Source organism: Subtercola boreus (assembly GCF_006716115.1).
Lineage (GTDB): Bacteria > Actinomycetota > Actinomycetes > Actinomycetales > Microbacteriaceae > Subtercola > Subtercola boreus.
The window spans coordinates 1,636,774-1,654,791 of record NZ_VFOO01000001.1; the positions used below are offsets into that span (position 1 = coordinate 1,636,774).

The 18,018-nt window shown below is 68.2% G+C and carries 17 protein-coding genes; 5 read left to right on the top strand and 12 right to left on the bottom strand.

Translation table 11 applies throughout. The annotated features are described in order from the left end of the window. Window positions 1-34: 34 nt before the first annotated feature. The 4 genes from FB464_RS07680 to FB464_RS07695 all read right to left on the bottom strand — a co-directional run bounded on the left by FB464_RS07680 (window position 35) and on the right by FB464_RS07695 (window position 5,278). Complete coding sequence (locus FB464_RS07680) at window positions 35-2,074, bottom strand: amidase (RefSeq protein WP_116414381.1); 2,040 nt, start codon at window positions 2,072-2,074, stop codon at window positions 35-37. Window positions 2,075-2,166: 92 nt separating this feature from the next. Further along, a complete protein-coding gene (locus FB464_RS07685) occupies window positions 2,167-2,910 on the bottom strand; it encodes a maleylpyruvate isomerase N-terminal domain-containing protein (protein ID WP_116414380.1) in 744 nt (247 codons plus the stop codon). Next, complete coding sequence (locus FB464_RS07690; protein WP_116416528.1) at window positions 2,907-3,995, bottom strand: cupin domain-containing protein; 1,089 nt, start codon at window positions 3,993-3,995, stop codon at window positions 2,907-2,909. Before FB464_RS07690 ends, FB464_RS07685 begins: the two co-directional genes overlap by 4 nt. A gap of 101 nt (window positions 3,996-4,096) precedes the next feature. Continuing rightward, a complete protein-coding gene (locus FB464_RS07695) occupies window positions 4,097-5,278 on the bottom strand; it encodes an acyl-CoA dehydrogenase family protein (RefSeq protein WP_116414379.1) in 1,182 nt (393 codons plus the stop codon). A 197-nt stretch (window positions 5,279-5,475) separates the two neighbouring features. Between FB464_RS07695 and FB464_RS07700 the strand changes: the two genes are divergently transcribed. After that, window positions 5,476-6,477, top strand: a complete 1,002-nt coding sequence (locus FB464_RS07700; RefSeq protein WP_116414378.1) for a zinc-dependent alcohol dehydrogenase — start codon at window positions 5,476-5,478, stop codon at window positions 6,475-6,477. A 6-nt stretch (window positions 6,478-6,483) separates the two neighbouring features. Here FB464_RS07700 and FB464_RS07705 read toward each other — a convergent pair whose 3' ends face one another. The 8 genes from FB464_RS07705 to FB464_RS07740 all read right to left on the bottom strand — a co-directional run bounded on the left by FB464_RS07705 (window position 6,484) and on the right by FB464_RS07740 (window position 14,484). Continuing rightward, window positions 6,484-8,166 carry a thiamine pyrophosphate-binding protein gene (locus tag FB464_RS07705; RefSeq protein ID WP_116414377.1) on the bottom strand — a complete coding sequence of 561 codons (1,683 nt, stop codon included), beginning with the start codon at window positions 8,164-8,166 and terminating at the stop codon, window positions 6,484-6,486. Next, window positions 8,163-8,981, bottom strand: a complete 819-nt coding sequence (locus FB464_RS07710) for an ABC transporter ATP-binding protein (protein ID WP_116414376.1) — start codon at window positions 8,979-8,981, stop codon at window positions 8,163-8,165. The genes FB464_RS07705 and FB464_RS07710 overlap by 4 nt, the downstream gene beginning before the upstream one ends. 32 nt (window positions 8,982-9,013) lie before the next feature. Next, window positions 9,014-9,889, bottom strand: a complete 876-nt coding sequence (locus FB464_RS07715) for an ABC transporter permease (protein WP_116414375.1) — start codon at window positions 9,887-9,889, stop codon at window positions 9,014-9,016. Next, the gene (locus FB464_RS07720; RefSeq protein WP_116414374.1) at window positions 9,886-10,698 is read right to left on the bottom strand and encodes an ABC transporter permease; all 813 of its coding nucleotides are present in this window, start codon (window positions 10,696-10,698) and stop codon (window positions 9,886-9,888) included. The genes FB464_RS07715 and FB464_RS07720 overlap by 4 nt, the downstream gene beginning before the upstream one ends. A 42-nt stretch (window positions 10,699-10,740) precedes the next feature. Beyond that, window positions 10,741-11,751 carry an ABC transporter substrate-binding protein gene (locus FB464_RS07725; protein ID WP_170151888.1) on the bottom strand — a complete coding sequence of 337 codons (1,011 nt, stop codon included), beginning with the start codon at window positions 11,749-11,751 and terminating at the stop codon, window positions 10,741-10,743. Window positions 11,752-11,996: 245 nt separating this feature from the next. Beyond that, window positions 11,997-12,833, bottom strand: coding sequence for an SDR family NAD(P)-dependent oxidoreductase (locus FB464_RS07730; RefSeq protein WP_116414372.1), 837 nt, complete (start codon window positions 12,831-12,833; stop codon window positions 11,997-11,999). Continuing rightward, entirely contained in the window at window positions 12,830-13,717 is an 888-nt protein-coding gene (locus FB464_RS07735) for a LysR substrate-binding domain-containing protein (RefSeq protein ID WP_170151887.1), read from the bottom strand. The genes FB464_RS07730 and FB464_RS07735 overlap by 4 nt, the downstream gene beginning before the upstream one ends. Further along, window positions 13,708-14,484, bottom strand: coding sequence for an alpha/beta fold hydrolase (locus FB464_RS07740; RefSeq protein WP_170151886.1), 777 nt, complete (start codon window positions 14,482-14,484; stop codon window positions 13,708-13,710). Before FB464_RS07740 ends, FB464_RS07735 begins: the two co-directional genes overlap by 10 nt. 244 nt (window positions 14,485-14,728) lie before the next feature. On the opposite strand from FB464_RS07740, the gene FB464_RS07745 reads away from it, so the two are divergent. The 4 genes from FB464_RS07745 to FB464_RS07760 all read left to right on the top strand — a co-directional run bounded on the left by FB464_RS07745 (window position 14,729) and on the right by FB464_RS07760 (window position 18,015). Continuing rightward, on the top strand, window positions 14,729-15,610 hold the full coding sequence (locus tag FB464_RS07745) for a fumarylacetoacetate hydrolase family protein (protein ID WP_116414370.1): 882 nt from the start codon (window positions 14,729-14,731) through the stop codon (window positions 15,608-15,610). Beyond that, window positions 15,607-16,368, top strand: coding sequence for an SDR family NAD(P)-dependent oxidoreductase (locus FB464_RS07750; protein WP_116414369.1), 762 nt, complete (start codon window positions 15,607-15,609; stop codon window positions 16,366-16,368). The genes FB464_RS07745 and FB464_RS07750 overlap by 4 nt, the downstream gene beginning before the upstream one ends. A gap of 86 nt (window positions 16,369-16,454) precedes the next feature. Further along, a complete protein-coding gene (locus FB464_RS07755) occupies window positions 16,455-17,066 on the top strand; it encodes a flavin reductase family protein (protein ID WP_116414368.1) in 612 nt (203 codons plus the stop codon). Between the two features lie 4 nt (window positions 17,067-17,070). Next, window positions 17,071-18,015, top strand: a complete 945-nt coding sequence (locus FB464_RS07760; RefSeq protein ID WP_116414367.1) for an NAD(P)-dependent oxidoreductase — start codon at window positions 17,071-17,073, stop codon at window positions 18,013-18,015. Window positions 18,016-18,018: the final 3 nt, after the last annotated feature.

Here is an 18,018-nt window from a genome sequence, read left to right on the forward strand (position 1 = left end):
GGCACCGATCGTAGCGAAGGCTTCCGACATTCGCTCAGTTCAGCGGCGGCGCCGCCGGCGACAGGGGCGCGAAGACCAGCGACGCCGAAGACCTCCCCGTCTGCACGAGCACCATCAGCTCGTCGGCCAACCGGGCCCGCGACAGCGACACCCTCCCCCGGTAGAGGCCCGGTTCCCCGGGAACGGCCCGCAGGATGTGCCCGTCGGCCCACACGCGGGTGGTGGATGCCCGGGCCGGGCCCGCTCCGTCGCCGACCCGTACCTCGACCTCCCACGACCGGCCGCGCGCCTCGACCGAGACGATCGACAGCGTCGACGCCATGGCCGCGGAGGCGTCGGCGCCCAACCCCGGGGAACCGTCAGCCGCCACTCCGGCAGCCGCGACATCCACGTCGACCTGGTTGCTCGGCAACGTCGGCGTCAGGAACGCCGGCTGCCGCCGCAGCGTCGCCCGCTCGTACGCCGAGGCGTAGTCGAGCAGCCGGTCGTCGCTGTACGCGGCCCCCGCGAAAGTGAGGCCGACGGGCATCTGGATGTCGCCCATGAACCCCATGGGCACGGTCACCGTGGGGATGCCGAGATGCCGCAGCACGCGGTTGCCGTTCGAGTACACCACGCCATTCCGCGATGCCGCTTCGAGACTCTCCGGACGGGTGAACAGGTCGACCCGCCCCACGTCTCCCGCCGCAGGGAAGACCACGAGGTCGAGCCGCTCGGCGAGCATCCACTCTTCGAAATCGACCCGTCGGGCCTCCTCGAGCCCCCGCAGCAGGTGCGCGAGGCCCGGTACCTCGTCGAAGCTCGCCAGCAGGCCCTGCTTCACCAGTTCGGCGAGGCGCTGCCAGTCGAAACCGCCGCGCGCCCGGGTGATCCAGACCGGAACCGGCGCATCCGCGAGCGGGAACACGGTGTCGCCGTCGACGTCAGCCCAGCTGTTCAGGTTCGGGTCGTCGTTGTCTCGCAGGAATGCATCGAGCGCCATCGCCGTGATGGGGCCGCCCTCGAGCGCCCGCCAGTTCGGCGGCACCAGGCCCCGGTCGGCGAGCCCCACCGCTTGCGGGCGATCCTCCTCGTAGTTCGACACCACAGGAAAGTCGACCTCCACCACCTCGGCGCCCAGCGCCTCGAGGTCTGCCGCGGCGCGATCCCAGAGGGCCCGCACGCTCGGGCGGATGACCGGCGGGTCGAGCGGTGCGGAGTCCTCTCCTATATAGAGGCGCGGCACGCCGATCCGCAGCCCATCGAGCCGCTGAGGGCGGGGCCGTGACACCGGATGCGGCAGAACCGACTCCGGCGTCGGCAGCGCGACCGCACTCTGCTGCCGCCAGAAGTCGCCCGTGCGATCGGGGTCGTCGACGGCGAGCACGTCGAGCAACACCAGCAGGTCGGCCACCGTGCGGGTGTGCGGCACGACGACGTCACAGGTCGGTCGGAGCGGCCAGTTGCCGCGGATCGACAGCACCCCGCGCGACGGCGTGTACGCCACGAGGCTGTTGTTCGACGCCGGCGCGCGCCCCGACGACACCGTCTCCTCGGCCATGCCGAAGGCGCACATGCTCGCGGCCGTCGCGGTACCCGATCCATTCGACGAACCCGATCCATAGGCCGCCGTCAGGAACTGCGGGTGGTACGGGCTCCGCGCGTAGTCGTAGACCCCCGGCTGCATACCGCCGGCAGCCATCGGCGGCATGTTCGTCTTGCCGAGCAGTACCGCCCCGGCGGCACGCAGTTGGGCCACGGATGCCGCGTCGTCGGTCGCCACCAGCTCCGCCAGGGCCGGGCTCCCGGATGCCACGGTGAGGCCCTTCACCTTGTAGCTGTCCTTCACCGTGAACGGGATGCCCTCCAGCGCGCCCACCGGCTGGCCGGCCGCGCGGCGAGCGTCGGACGCGGCCGCCTGCTCGAGGCAGGTCTGGTCGAGCACCGCGATCGCATGCAGGCAGAGCCCCGTGCGGTCGTAGTAGGCGATGCGATTGAGGTAGGCGCAGACGAGTTCGACGCTCGTCACGGCCCCCGAGCCCAGCGCCTCGATCATCTCGGTGATGCTCAGTTCGACAACGTCGATACGTTCCATGTCGCCTGCCTTCCGTCGCCTCCATCCTCCCAGCAGGGCGGCGGATGCTCGAACAGTAGTCGGCGCGGAAATCGTTGCTCGGGGCGGCGTTCTCAGATCCAGGCGGGAGCGGTTGGTGGCAGGGCCCCGTCTCCGGTCAGCACGCCGGCTGACGACCGCCCGGTCGCCCAGGCCAGCAGCGCTGCCCGCCGCCCGCACAGCACCAGCCCCCCCGCCTCGCCGAAGGCCTCCTCGGTGTCGACACACTCGAGCCGCACCCGCTGCTCCCCTCGCGCGACCCAGAGTGACAGCACGTCGCCGATCAGCCGCACGGCCACGCGGCCGGGGATGTCGTCCACCCGAGCGCCGAGGCGGTCGTGGCCGGCCCCGAGGTCGACCGCGTGCAGCCACACCTCTCTCGTGCGCATCCACACGGTCTCCGACACCGGAACGTCTCGGCCGAGGGCCGTTCTGACGCGGGCTGTCCAGCGATCCGGCGGCAGGTCGCGCCAGGCGACGTCGAGCGACACCGCGGCGTGGTCGGAGAGGTGTCGGAGCGCCCGCGGTGAGAGTGTCGCCCCCATCTCGATCTCGGCCGTGCGTTCAGACGCGGAGGAGTACATGGGCGTCTCGACCCCCGTCTCGGCCCACTCGACGAGCCGAGTGATCGCCCGCGCGTTGTATCCGACGTGCGCCGCGACGTGCGCGCGCGACCAGCCCGCCAGACGCGACGGCTCAGCGAGTTCGTCGTTCCGCAGCTCGTTGAGAGCACGGCTGAAGAACGCCTGGCCGAGCCTCACGTCACGCAGATCATCCAGAACGGCCGGATCGGTCGCGCGGTCGGTGAGAACGGTCATCGTTCGCGGCCGGCAATGTAGGTGCGCTCGAAGTTCAGCCGCTCAATCACCGGGGCGTCAGAGAAACGGAACAGGTCGAGCTCGGTTTCGGCGTGGATCTCCCACTGCACCCACGAGGGCACGACCACCAGATCGCCGGTGTCGAGCGTCCAGGTGTGCTCCCCGACGACGATCTCGCCCCGGCCCTCGAAGACCTGCCAGACAGACGAGCCGACCTCCCTGCGGGGCGGCGTCATCGTGCCCGCGCGCAGCCTGTGGAACTCGGCGCGCAGGGTCGACATCACATCGCCGCCGTTGGTGGGATTGGTGAACCGCACGCCGGCGTGCCCCTGCTCGACCGTCGCAGGGAACCCCTCGGCCTCGAGTTCGAGTTGTGCGGTCAGCGCGCGGTCGGTGTACTCCCAGCGGTAGGCGGCGATCGGAGAATTGACCTGCGAATCGAGCCCCGAGAGCGGCCGGAGGCCCGGGTTGGCCCAGAGCCGCTCCGCCCGGGAGACCGACGGGGTCGAGTAGTCAGTGACGCGCTCGGTGCCGAACTCGAAGAAACCCACGTCGAGATGCTCGGCGAGGGGCACGTCGAGGCCGTCGATCCAGGCCATCGGTTGGTCGCTCTCGTTGTGGTGCCCGTGGAAGTTCCAGCCCGGAGTGAGCAGGAAGTCGCCGCGGCGCATGGCGACCGGGTCACCGTTGACCACCGTCCACACCCCTTCCCCTTCGACGACGAAGCGGAAGGCGTTCTGCGCATGGCGGTGCTCGGGTGCTGTCTCGTGCGCCCCGAGATACTGGATGGCGGCCCAGATCGTCGGCGTCGCGTACGGCCGGCCACCGAGTCCCGGGTTGGCGAGCGCGATCGCCCGGCGCTCGCCCCCGCGACCGATCGGCACCAGGTCACCCGACCGTGCGGCCAGCGGAAGCAGATCGTTCCACCGCCAGAGGAACGGAACAGCCCGCGATCTGGGCACATCCGTCAGCACCTCGCTCGTCTGCGTCCAGAGGGGTGAGAGGTTCTTCGCTTCGAAGTCGGAATAGAGCTGGGCGAGGGCCTCGTTCTGTTCGGGAGCCATCGCGTTCTCCACGTCGGCCATGGTGTTGTGGGAGGCGGTGCCCTCGGCCCGGGTGTCGTGGTCGGTCATGTGAACTCCTTCGTTCGTCGACTGCTGGTGCTGCTGTTTCTGTCGTGGGCCGCTCAGATCAGCTGGAAGTGCACCCACTTCTGACCCTCGGCCAGCCCCGCCAGCTGACGGCCCGCCGACTGCAGGATGACCGGCGAGGAGGAGATGTGCTGGGTTCCGCCGTGCACGTCGCGGTAAAGGCGCTGGATGACGCCCTGGCGGAGCGCGTCGGTTCCGGCGCTGCGGTAGACGAAGCCGGCGATCTCGTCGAGCGCCTCTGTCGCATTGCAGAGTGCCGCTCGGTTGAGTGTCTCCAGGCGTACCGACATCCGGTCGCCGCCCGCTAGCATGCCCTCGATCTCCTCCCACACGTCGTAGAGAAGGGCCTGCGCCGACCGCAACCGCAGTTCTGCATTGGCATACTGCTCGTGGAAGCTGGGGTTGTCGCCCCAGGCGCCCGCCCGCCCGGTCTTGTTCTGCACGCTCTTCGCGAGTTCGTCGAGCAGGCGGCGCCCGACGCCGAGCGCCCAGGCCCCGTGGTTGATGCTGGCGAAGTTGCCGATGCCGACCCGGTAGAGCCAGCCGCCGGTGACAGGCACGGTGCTGAGCGACGGATAGCTGAACTCCCGCCTGACGAACGCGTTGTCGAGCCTGTAGTCGATGCTGCCCGTCGCGCGGAGGCCGAGCACGTTCCAGTTGTCGACGAAGTCGACCTCGGCGACCGGCACGATGAAGAAGCGGGTCTCTCCCGTCTTCGTGTCGGCGGCTGCGGTGTGCAGGTGCGTCGCGTGCTTGATCCCCGACGCGAACGACCACTGCCCGCTCACGAGGTAGCCGCCCTCGACAGGCTCCGCCCGCCCGGCTCGCGTACCCTGCCCCGCGATTCCGAGGCGGGGAGTGCTGAACAGTTCCTCGGCGGCCGAGCGTTCGAAGAACGCCCCAGCGAGGCCTGTCGACATCGCGAGCGCCATGGTCACCCAGCCCGTCGACGGATCCGCGTAGGAGAGGGTGCGGTAGACGTCCATCGCCTGGCGCGGGGTCATCTCGCTCCCGCCGAGCTCTCGCGGGGTGATGACCCCGATGGCGCCGCTGGCATAGAGCGCCTCGATGACAGGTTCGGCGATCCGTCCCTGCACATCGTTCTGAGAACCGTAGGAGTCGACGAGGTCGTGGAGCCCGGCGACCGCGTCGATGACATCGGCCGGGCTGGGGTTGTCGAGGATGCCCGTCTGAGTGCGGGATGCTAGATCGGTCATGAGGACTCCGTTGTTCGTTGCGAAGGTGGGTCGTCCCGACGGTAGCCCGGCCGGGCGGTGCAGAACCAGTCATTCCTGATAGGCCTTCTCGGTGGACTGAGAACCATTCGTTACCACCTCGCGTCTGTGTACCAGCGGTGATCACTGCGAGCAGACAGGTATTGGAGATCGTCGACACGATCGCGTAGACCTGAGGGATGCAAGCACTCGTCTGGCGCGGCCCCTACCTCCACGAGCTCGACTCGATCGACGTCCCCGTCCCCGGCGACGACGACGTGGTCATCGAAGTGGCACTCGTGGGCATCTGCGGATCCGACCTGACCGCCCACAAGGGCCTGATGGGAATCGCCCGCCCGGGGAGTGTGCGCGGCCACGAGTTCGCCGGCACCGTCGTCTCGGCTCCAGATGCCGGACCGACGCCCGGCACACGCGTCACCGTCAACCCCGTGCTGTCGTGCGGCCACTGCCGCCCCTGCCTCGACGATCGGCCGAGCGCGTGCGAGAACATCCAGATCATCGGAGTGCATCGCCCCGGTGCCTTCGCCCAGTTCGTGACGGCGCCGGCAGACCACGTGCATCCGGTGCCCGATTCGATGTCGTGGCAGACCGCCGCCTCGTGCGAACCGCTCGCCCAGGCCCGGCACGACGTGGCGCGTGCCGCATCGATCGCGCCGCTGGGAGAGTGCCTCGTGATCGGGAGCGGCTCGATCGGGCTGTGGATCGTTCATGCCCTGCGCCTCGAAGGAGCATCGTCGATCACCGTGGTCGATCCCGACGAGTCGCGGAGGCACGCCGCGGTCGAGGCGGGCGCCGCGGTGTTCGTCAGAGCGATCGACGACGTTCCGGCCGCCGCCTTCGACACCGTCTTCGACGTGGTCGGCGTGCCGGCCACCCGCGGCGGCGCTGTGGGGTGCACCCGCAACGGGGGCACCGTGGTCTCTGTGGGGCTCGCCGTCGACGAGGTGTCGATTCCCTGGTTCGATGTGGTGCGCCGCGAGATCACTGTGCGCGGTGCGAACACGTTCACCCCCGGCGACTTCGAGACCGCCCTGGCGTGGCTCTCGGACGGCAGTGTCACTCCGCCGCCGTCGTCCCGGGTGCTCGACCTGCAGCAGGGTGGTGAGATCTTCACCGCAATAGTCGAACACCGTGATGGATTCACGGGGAAGACATTCTTCGAACCACGCCCCAGCGTCTGACCGACCTCAGACGTGGTCGTAGATCGGTGACCGCACGGCACGCGAGATGTGACAGTCGAGCAGCAGCGGCCCCTCCGACCGGTTCCACGAGGCGAGGGCTCCGGCGAGCTGCGCCGTCTCCTCGATGAGCTCCCCCTGTGCGCCCATGCCGACCGCGACGGCCGCAAGATCGGCGTACCCGAAGATCGCCTGTTCCGGAGGCACGCTCCAGTCCTTCATGTGCGCCAGTTCCGAGCCGGCCGCGCCGTCGTTCATGCACACCACCAACAGCGGGACGCGCTCGCGTACCGCCGTCTCGAGGTCACCGAGCGTGAGGTAGAGGCCGCAGTCGCCGATGAAGAGCACTGACTGCGTGGCCGGTTCTGCGACCGCCGAGGCATAGCTCGCCGCCAGCGAGCTCCCGACGGCGCCGAAGTCGGGCATCCAGATGAGCGAGCGTGGCGAGGTGTGGGAGAGGTAGAGCGCAGGGAACGCGCCGAAGTGGCCGTTGTCGATGAACACGCGCCGGCTCCGGGGCAGCACCCGCTCGAACTCCAGGGCGAGCATCCGCGGGTCGATCAGACCGTTTGCGGAGACGTCGTCACCGACGGGCGGCAGGAGGTCGCTTGGCAGAGCGTCGCGCTGCCCGAACGTCGTCCCGGCCCCGAGACGTCGCTCCACCTCGTCGGCCAGGGCCGCCGTCGCAACCCGGGCATCTCCCTGAACGGGCACTGTGGTCGCGCCTTCGACGGCTGACGGCCGCAGGTCGACCCGCACGATGGTGCGCCCGGCCACGAATTCGCCCTTGCGGGTCTGGAACAGGTTGAGCGAAGCCCCGATCGCGATCACGCAGTCGCTGGCAGCGATGATGCTCTCGGTGGCACCGATCGAGAAGCCGCCGAACGGCCCGATGACGGCGGGATGCTCACCGAGTGCTCCTGAAGCGGGCATGGATGTCGCGACCCGAGCCCCGAGGAGGTCGGCGAGTCGCAGCACCTCCGAGGCGGCGGCGGCCTCGAGAACGCCGCGCCCGGCGAGCAGCACCGGCCGGGAGCTCGCCCCGATCGCGTCGACAGCGGCGCGCACCTCTTCAGGGTCGACGGCCGCGGCCGTTGCCGTTGCCCCTCCGGTTTCCGCAGGAAGCGGATCGGCTTCGAGCTTGTCGAGCCCTGCTGGCATGACGAACACGATCGTTCGCGACTCCGCAAGCGCCCGCCGGGCGGCTGTGCGCAACACAGCTCCGGCATCGGCGCCCGCCGCCCGAACGCTGTCGATGCCGAGCGGGTCGAGAAGAAGCTCGGGCCGGAGCGCCTGCACTCCCCCCGCGAACGGGAATCGCAGCGGGTCGAGGTTCGAGGTGTCGCTCACGATGAGAACCATCGGAGTGCGACCCCGACTCGCGGTCAGCAGGGCCGTGATCGTGTTCGTGAAGCCGGGGCCCTGCGTCACCGTCGCCCAGCCGACCCGGCCGGTGGAACGGGCGTAGCCGTCAGCAGCCCCAATCGCCCCGTTCTCATGGCGCAGGTGGTGCACGGGAACCCCGTGCAGGCGATCGAGGTGGTGGATCAGCCACAGGTTGCCCGCACCCATCAGCGTGAAGAGGTGCTCGCATCCTTCGTCGACCATCACCTGGGCGAGCTGCTCCATGACGGTCGGCCGAGTCTGTTCCGTGCCGGCGTCTGCGACGTCGAGCACCGTCGGGCCGGTCATGCGGAGTGCGGCATGACGAGCTCGAGCAGGTGCCGCCTGAGATCGAGGAATTCGTCGCTGGCCCGGGTCGCCACCTGTTCACGCTCAGATCCGAGGGGAACGTCGACCACCTCCCTGACCCGCGACGGCGAACCCGACAGCACGACGATGCGGTCGGAGAGGTAGATCGCCTCGTCAATGTCGTGCGTCACGAGAACGACGGTGATGCCGAGCTCCCGTCGAACGGTGAGAATGAGGTCTTCGAGATCGAACCTCGTCTGGGCATCCACCGAGGCGAACGGCTCGTCCATCAGCAGCAGGTCGGGGCGGTAGGAGAGGGCTCGCGCGATGGCCACGCGCTGCTGCATACCGCCCGAGAGCTCCCACGGGTACTGCTTCTCGACGTGGCCGAGCCCGACGTTCTTCAGTACCTCGCTCACCCGGGCGGCCCGTTCGGCCTTCTTCATGCCGCGGGCGGCAAGCGGCAGGCCCACGTTCTTGGCGTTCGTGAACCACGGATAGAGCGAACGCCCGTAGTCCTGGAAGACCAGCCCGAGCTGCTCGGGCACTGCCGTGAGGGGCTTGCCCTCGAACGAGAGCCTGCCCGAGGTGGGCTTCGCGAGGCCCGAGATGCAGCGGAGCAGCGTGGTCTTGCCCGCACCCGACGGGCCGACGATGCAGACGAACTCGCCCTTGTCGACGCCGAAACTCACATCCTCGATGGCCGTCTTCGCGGCCGGCTTGCCTTCGTTGTAGACCTTGCGGAGCCCGTCGACGCGAAGAACCTCTTTCGTGAGGGATGCAGACGGCTGGGGTGACACGACGGTGTGCGACATGGAGTTCTCCGATTCGAGAGGGGATGGTGCGGTCAGGAGTTGCTGAGGGCGCGGGAGCGGTAGTACCAGCGCAGAACGAGGCGCTCGACGCCCACGAACAGATAGTTCAGAACGGTGCCGAGGATGGCCAGCACCAGGATGCCCGTCCACATGGTGGTGATCGCGAACACCGTCTGCGCCTGCAGGATGAAATAGCCGATGCCCTGCTTGGCCGCCACCATCTCGGTCACGACCATGAGGATGATCGAGGTCTGCAGGCTCGCCCGGAGGCCCGCGGCCATCTGCGGGGCGGCCGCCGGCAGCACCAAGGAGAACAGCTGGCGCAGCGGACTCAGTTTCATGGCCCGTGCCGTGTCGAACTTCACCTGGTCGATGCTGCGCATGCCGTCGAGCGTGTTCAGCAGCGTCGGCCAGATGGCGCCGAACGAGATGAGAGCGATCTGTCGCAGTTCACCGATTCCGAACAGGGCAATCATGGCCGGCAGCAGAGCCGGGGCCGGGAGCACGTACAGAAAGTAGATGAGCGGGTTCGAGACGTGCCGCACCGGCGGGAAGCGCCAGAGCAACGTGCCGAAGACGACGCCGATCAGAGCGCCGCCCAGGTAGCCGAAAGCGAGGTTGCGGAGGCTCGAGGTGAGCTGCATCGCCGCGTCGCCCACGATCCACTGGGCCCAGAACTCGGCGACGATGCTGCTGAGCGGGGGGAAGAAGGGAGAGGTGCTCGACGCGGAGGCGAACCACCAGATCACCAGCAGGGCGATGGGCAGCCAGACGGCCAACAGCACATTCCGCACCCGAGCGCCGGTGCTGCGCGTGCGCCGTCCGGTCACCATCAGGTCGGTCGTCTCGCCGATGCTCGGCCCCGCGGCGCGCTCCGGGGCGATCTTCGGCATGGTGGTCTGCGTCATTTGCGAACCCCTTCGTTGTTCGAGCGGATGTTGCGCTGGGATTCGTGCCAGTGCATGACGTTGCGTTCGAGCAGGAAGAACGCACCGGTCAGCACGATCCCGATCAGCCCTGCCGTGATGATGTAGGCGTACATCACCGGGTACGCCGAGGTGCCGCCGTTCTGCGCCTGCAGGATGTTGCGCCCGATCCCCGCCGCACCGCCAACCAGCTCGGAGACGACCGCAAGGATGAGCGCCGAGGCCGAGGCGATGCGGAGGCCGGTCGCGATGTAGGGCGAGGCACTCGGAATGACCACCGTGAAGAACCGGCGCACCCCTCGTACACCGAGCGCCTTGGACGTGTCGAGAACCGTCGGATCCATCGACCGCACACCGTAGATCACCTGGATGACGAGAGGCCAGAAGACGCCGAAAGCGATCAGGAAGACCTTCATCGGCAGGGTAGAGCCCATCACCAGGATGACCAGCGGCAGGATCGCGATGGCCGGGATGGCCTTGAAGATCTCGATGACGCTCGCGGCACTGCGGAAGGCGAAATCGCTGAAGGCCAGCGCCGATCCGATCGTGATCGCCAGCGCGCTGGCGATCACGAGACCGAGGAACCATGCCTGCACTGTCGCACCGATCGCCGCCCAGTACTGCGGTGTCGCCACCGCCTTGCCGAGCGCGATCATGGTGTTCGTCATCGTCGGGAACTGGTCGGCCCGGAACAGCCCGCCGGCCGTGACCAGCTGCCAGAGCAACAGGGCGGCCAGCACGGCGGCCGCGGGGGCGAGCCAACGGAACGAGCGATGCGACAGTGCATTCATGGGAGTGTGATCCTTCGAATCGGTTCGGTGGATGGTCGCCTGTTACTTGCTGCTCTCGAGCGCGCCCGGCCACACCAGCGTGTTGACGTCCACCTCTTTGGCGAGCCCTGCGTACTTCGTGAGCAGCGTTTCAGCGGTGGCGAAACCCTCGGTGTTCACGTAGGGGTTGCTTCCTGTGTTCCACTTGGCTGCCTTGGCCGCATCCTCGGTGAGACCGAGGTTGGTGACCAGTGTCTCCTTGGCCTTGTCGATGTTCGCCGTCGCATAGTCCTGCGACTCGATCATCGCGGCGGCGAAGTCGGAGACGGTGTCTGCGTTCGCGTCGATGTAGCTCTGGCTTGTCGTGTAGAGACCGACCGCCATGTCGGGGAAGGTCTCGACGTTCGGCTTGCCGATGATCGTGGCACCGTTGGCCTCTGCGTCGGCGATGAACGGTGCCTGCACGACAGCCGCGTCGATGTCGCCGGAGGCCAGTGCGGCCGGCATCTGGCCGAACGGCAGCTGCACGAGGTTGATCGACTTCGTGTCGACCCCCATCTTCGCGGCCATGTCCCACATCGCGAGGGTGTTGAGGGAAGAGAGCCCGATCACACCCACGGTCTTGCCGCCGAGGTCACCGGCCGTCTTTATCCCTGAATCGGGGCCGGCCACGAGGGCGTTACCCTCATCGGGTTCCTCCTGGGCCTTCTGCTGGCCCTCGACCGTCGCGACGGCCCTGATCGGGATGCTGTTCGCGTTCGCATTGATGACGTGCACGACGGTGGCGAAACCGAAGTCGTACTGGCCGCTCGCGACACCCGAGATGATCGCGGCCACGTCGGTCTGCGGCACGAGCTCGACTTCGAGGCCGTGCTTGGCGAAGATGCCGTCCTGGATTCCCAGGTAGATCGGTGCCGTCTGCGCTGACGGGTTGGTGGCCACAGTGATCTTCTTGGTGCCGCCGGATCCGGCGTCGGCGCTGCCGCCGTCGGAGCCGCCTGAGCAGCCCGCCAACAACACCGTCGTTGCGAGCAGTGCCACTCCGGCGAGCAGGGTCTTCTTTCGTGACATCATGATGTCCCTTCGATTGTGATGTCGATGCATGAGGTGGAGAAACGCCCACTCACGAGTGCCGTGCGTGTGAGTGGGTGAGAACGACCGAACCGATACGCCCTGCGTGCCTTCGGCATCTTCTTCGATTGCCGAGGGGCGGCTGTGCGGGGCCGACGGTCGCTTGTGCTGTTCAGGCTAGCCGCGGTGTGATACCCCGGAATGGCCCGAAAGCTATTACGTGATAACAGTTGAGAGCGCATGGGAGCTCAATTCCTCGTGGCGAGCACGCCACCGTCGATGACGAAGACAGAGCCGGTGATGTGACCTGCCGCCGGCGAGGCCAGCAGCAGTGCGAGTCCCTCGATCTCGGCCGGATCGGCGATCCGCCCGGTGGCCGTCGCGCGGGTGAGTTCGTCGATCATGCCGGTATTGCCCGGGTTCTTCGCCCCGATTGCTGTGAGGAATGAGCCCGGCGCGATCACATTGACGTTGATCCCCCTCGTGGCCAGTTCGGTCGCAACGTTCTGGGCGAACAGGGTCACCGCCGCCTTCGAACTCGAGTACGCGTAGCCGACCAGGGGGTCGACCGCGAGACCCGCCACCGAGGAGGTCACGATGATTCGACCGGCTCCGTCGTTCATCCTGGCGGCGGCAGCCTGCACTGTGAGCATCAGTCCGGTGAGGTTGATGTCGAGAACCGATTGCCAGCGGTCGTCGTCGATCTCAGCGAGCCCGTTCCCGAACCGACGCCCGAGGCCCGATGAGACACCCGCGTTGGCGAAGACGATGTCGAGCCCCGAACCCCAGCCCGCTGCATCCTGCATCGCGGCATCGAGCGCGGCGCGATCGCGCACGTCGGCCATTCGCGCCCTCACCTCGAGTCCCTCCGCGGCGAGGCTCTGCCGGGCGGTCTCGAGCGTCTCCCCCGTGTTGTCGACGAGAAGCACCCGCGCCCCGTTTCGGGCTAGCACCCGCGCGATGGCGAACCCCAACCCGCTGGCCGCCCCCGTGACGACGGCCCCGCGACCGCGCACATCGAAGAGCACCCGGGGATCTGAGGACGCTCGCCCGTCCCCAGCCGGTGCGGCACCTGGATCGGTCATGAGCGCTCCTCCCAGGGCCGCATCTCGAGAAAGTTGCCGAGCACGGCGGGTTTGGACTTGTCGTTCCAGACGATCCCGACGCTGAGCTTCGGCTCGGCGCCGCCGATCGGGCGGAAGGTGACGCCCTGTTGCGCCGCAGAGCGGGCGGATGCCGGTGCGAAGCCGACCCCGAGTCCGCCGGCGATGAGACCGAGCGCCACCCAGGTGGAGTTCACCTCATGGGCGATGTGAGGGCTGAAGCCGGCCTCGTTGCACATCGCGATGTAGTAGTCGTGCAGGGCGGGCTCCACCAGGCGGTCGATCATCACGAGATCCTCCCCGTCGATGTCGGCGAGCGCCACCGTCTCCTGTTCGGCCAACGGATGCCCGTCCGGCAGCGCCAGCATGACGTCCTGCTGCGAGATGGGCAGGCAGGCGAGGTCTTCCCGCAGCTCGATCGGCAACCGCGCGAAAGCGCAGTGCACGGCTCGGCTCATCGTCTGGTCGAGCACCTGCCGGGTGGTCAGCTCGGTGAGCCGGATGCGCACCTCGGGGTACTCCTTGCGGAACCGCCGGAGCGAACGTGGCACGAGTTCCGCGAGCGCGGGCTGGATGAAACCGATGTTGAGCGAACCGACCTGCCCCCGGCTCACGGCAATCGCACGCGACTTGGCGCCGTCGGCGCGTGCGAGCACAGCGATGGCCTCCTCGAGGAAGGTCTTGCCCGCTTCGGTGAGGGTGACGTGGCGCCTGTCGCGTTCGAGCAGCATCAGGCCGAGTTCGTTCTCTAGGGAACTGATCTGCTTGCTGAGCGCCGGCTGCACGATGTGCAGGGTCTCCGCAGCCTTCCGGAAGTGCAGCTCCTCGGCGACTGCCACGAAGTACCTCAGGTGTCTCAGCTCCACGTCGGCACCGCCCGGCCGATCACAGCAGTCAGCGAGTCCGGCCGTTCGACGTGCGGGAGGTGTCCCGCCTTGGGAACGACGGTGAGCTCGGCCTGCGGCAGAGCCGCCATCCATTCGGCTGCGTACGACAGCGGGACGATGCCGTCTTCACGGCCCCAGAGGATGCTCACCGGAATGGTCAACGCGCCCAGTCGCCCAGCGAGGGACGGGTCGTGCATGTAGGGGTCGCCAGCGATCCGGTGCGCTGTGGCGCGGCTACGGGCCAGACGCCGTGTGATCACCGGGTGGGGCGTCGCCCGCCGGGCCGCCTCACGCCGGTCGTCGTCGAACACCGTGGCCACGAGCGCCTCCTCCGGGGTGAGAGCGAAGATGTCGGGAGCGGTTCCATCGCCGGCGAGACCCGCCGGGTCGATGAGCACCAGCCGACGGACGCGCTCAGGCACGCGCAGGGCCAGCTCGGCGGCTACCCACCCGCCCAGCGAGCAGCCGATGAGCACGAACTCGTCGATGCCGAGCTCGTCGAGCAGGGCTTCGTGCACCCGGCCGATGTCCGCGATGTCCGACACGGCGAAGTCGTCGCTCTCGATGAATCCCGGATGATCGGGCCTCACCACGAGGTGATCGTCGGCCAGCGTCTCCAGGGCGGGCAGCAGTGCCCCCTGATCGCCCGTGCCGTGGAGGTAGACGACGGCGGGCCCGTGCCCGGCCCGGACCACCCGCAGGGCGCCTCCGGGGAGGTGCACGAGGTCCGTCTGTACTGCATTCACAATGTGCTCCTTTGCAACGATCGTGATCGCTGATCACTCTAAGTACCACTTGGACCAAAGATCAAATAGCCGAAAGAACCACTGTGATCGCTGAGAGTGATCACAGCTCTGATCACTGGCGGCGATCACAGGCTCTGTTCTGGCGCTTTGAGGGCCCGTCGCGCATCGGTAGCGTAAAAGCGAGACCATTCGACACTGGCGTCACGGGGTGCATCCGCGTCGACGCACCCGACCCGGGAGCTTCATGAAACTCGCGCTCTTCGATGAGAACCAGCTGGGTGTCATCACCCCCGACGACGACGGGATCGTGGATGTCACCGCCGCCCTTCCGTCGGTACCACCCCACGATGCCGACCCGCTCACCGCAGGATGGTGGCGGGCACTCTGTCGGGACTGGGCCTCTCTCGCCGGCCCGATCCGCGACGCAGCGGCCGTCGGAACGCCGATCCCCCTCAGCGCTGTCACCCTGCGCGCCCCTGCCCTCAACCCGTCGAAAGTCATCGCGGCCGCGAGCAACTACCGCGATCACGTCGCCGAGATGCACGACGTCCAGCAACGCACACTGGGCACGACGCACGAGTGGATGTTCGATTTCGACGTCTTTCTCAAAGCACCCTCGTCGATCACCGGGCCCGCCGGTCCGATCATCCTGCCGCCCGACGTGCTCGACGCCGGCCACGAGATCCACCACGAGTCCGAGCTGGTGATCGTGGTCGGCACGGGTGGCTTCGACATCCCCGTGGAGAGCGCCCTCGAGCACGTCTTCGGGTTCACTGTCGGTCTCGACATCACCGTGCGGAGCCCCGCCGATCGTTCGCGGCGCAAGTCCTACAACACCTTCAGCCCGATCGGGCCCTTCATCCGGGTGCGCGACGATACCTTCGACGGAGCGGCCGAGAGCATTCTGCTCACCGTCGATGACGAGGTGCGCCAGAGCGTCGACACCTCAGACCTCATCATATCTGTGCCCGCGATCGTGGCGTACGCGTCACGCATCATGACTCTCAACCCCGGCGACCTCATCTTCACCGGGGCCCCTCCCGGCGTCGGTCCGATCGCGCGGGGCGAAATGCTCGTGACGACGATCAGCGGGATCGGAACAATGACGACGAGCGTCGCCCGGTGAGCGGCCACGGCCTGCTCACAGGCCGCGTGGTCGTGGTGACGGGAGGATCGAGCGGAATCGGACGGGCACTCTGCCTGCGGGCAGCGGAGGAGGGGGCCGCGGCGGTGATCGTCGCCGACCGGGTCGAGACGGGCAGGGAGGGCGGGGCGAGCACCGTCTCGCTGATCGAGGCCACCGGAGCGACCGCGGTCTTCGTCGAGTGCGATGTCACCGAGCCGGCGTCGTGGCTCGACGTCACAGCGGCCGCCGACGTCTTCGGCGGACTCGACGCTCTCTGCAACGTGGCAGGCATCAGCGACAACGTCGACTTCCTGAGGGTCGATCTCCCCCGCCTCCGGCGCGTGATGGCCGTGAACTTCGAAGGCACCTTCCTCGGTGCGCAGGCGGCGGCCCGGTCGATGATCGCCACCGGCAAGCGCGGCACCATCGTCAACGTGTCGTCGGTCGGCGGGATGCGCGGCTTCGCGCACGCCTCGACGTACTCGGCGTCGAAGGGCGCGGTGCGAGCCTTCACCTATGCGCTCGCGGATGCCGTGGCGCCCCACGGGATCCGGGCCAACGTCGTGCACCCGGGCCAGGTCGACACCGAGATGCTCCGCGTCGAGATGCGGGGAGGCTCCCCCATCCGAATCCCCCTCGGCCGGAAGGGCGAAGCCGCGGAGATCGCCGATGCGGTCGTCTGGCTCATGAGCGACCTGTCGAGCTACGTGAGCGGCGCATCCATCGTCGTCGACGGCGGGTACTCGGCAGTGATCTGACGTGGGAGGACCTGTGATTCCCAGCGGCTCTCTTTCGCTCACCAACAGGAACCTCCACGGCATCACGGGCTCCGTAGCATCAGAACATGACCAACACCCAGCCGGCCCTCCCCGTTCGCGATGAGGCGAACGAGGCCAACGACTCCCGACACCTCATCACCCTGCCCGTGCCGTTCCAGGTGACGCCCGACGAGTTCAAGGCGGCCTTCCGCAATCACCCCGCGGGAGTCGCCGTCATCACCGCCGACCCCGGCGACGGCCCCGTGGCCCTCACCGCGACATCGGTGTTCTCGGTGAGCGCCGAACCTCCGCTCCTGGTCTTCTCGATCTCCGGACTCTCCTCGAGCGCCCCCTCCATCGCGCGCGCAGAGACCATCGTCGTGCACCTCCTCGGAGCAGAGCAGCTCCACCTGGCCAAGCTGGGAGCGACCAGCGGGATCGACCGTTTCGCCGACACCTCGCTCTGGGCGCGGCTCGAGACGGGGGAACCCTACTTTCCGGCGGCACACGCCTGGATCCGGGCGAAGATCGTGAACAGGATGGCCGCAGGCGGCTCCACGGTGATCGCTGCGGAGGCCGTGCAGACTCACGCGCCCGAAGCCGGCGATGCTTCGGCCGATGCCTCCCAGGCAGAACCGCTCGTCTATCACAACCGCACGTGGCACCGCCTCGGAGAGCACTCCAAGATACGCTCCTAGCATCATGAAGATCCTCCTGCCGAACACCATCCCGCTCGATGACCTCATCGTCGAAGCGGGTGACGAGGCGGTCAGGTACGACGTGACCGCACCCATTCCCCACGACCTCCGCGACGCCGATGTCTTCGTGGCGTGGCAGAACACGCCCGACAACCTGGCGTCTGCCGCCCGCGAGCTCGGGGCGCTGCGGCTCGTGCAGACGCTGGCGGCGGGCCCGGATGCCGTACTCGCCGCAGGGTTCAGACCTGATGTCGCAGTGACCTCGGGCCGCTCACTGCACGACGCCACAGTCGCCGAGCACACTCTCGCCCTGACGCTCGCCCTGGTCAGGCGCCTCGACCGGCTGCGGGATGCCCAGCGTGACTCTCACTGGGACGACGAGTTCCTGGCGGCCCAGCAGAACCCGCTCACCGCGCCGCTCTACACACTGGCTGGCGCATCCGTCTGCATCTGGGGTTTCGGCTCGATCGCCCGCACGCTGGCGCCGATGTTCGAGCTGATGGGAGCCACGGTCACCGGCGTCGCCTCGTCGGCCGGCACCCGATTCGGCTACGACGTGGTAGACGATGCCGGGCTTCCCGCGCACCTCGCGGGCGTCGACGTACTGGTGTCGCTGCTGCCGGCAACCCCGGCAAGCACCGGGGCCTTCGACAAGGCCCTGATCGACGCGCTGAAGCCCGGCGCCGTGTTCGTGAACGTGGGGAGGGGCGCGACGGTCGACGAGCCCGCCCTGATCGATGCCCTGCGGGCGGGACGACTCCGCGCAGCGGCACTCGACGTCATGGTCACGGAGCCGCTGCCCGCCGACTCACCCCTCTGGACCGCGCCGAACCTCCTGCTGACGCCGCACGCCGCCGGCAACCGCCCCCGCGGTGCAGCCGCGTTGATCGCCCGCAACCTCCAGGCGCTCCGCACGGGCGGGCCCCTCACGAACCTTGTCGGAGCCTGACTC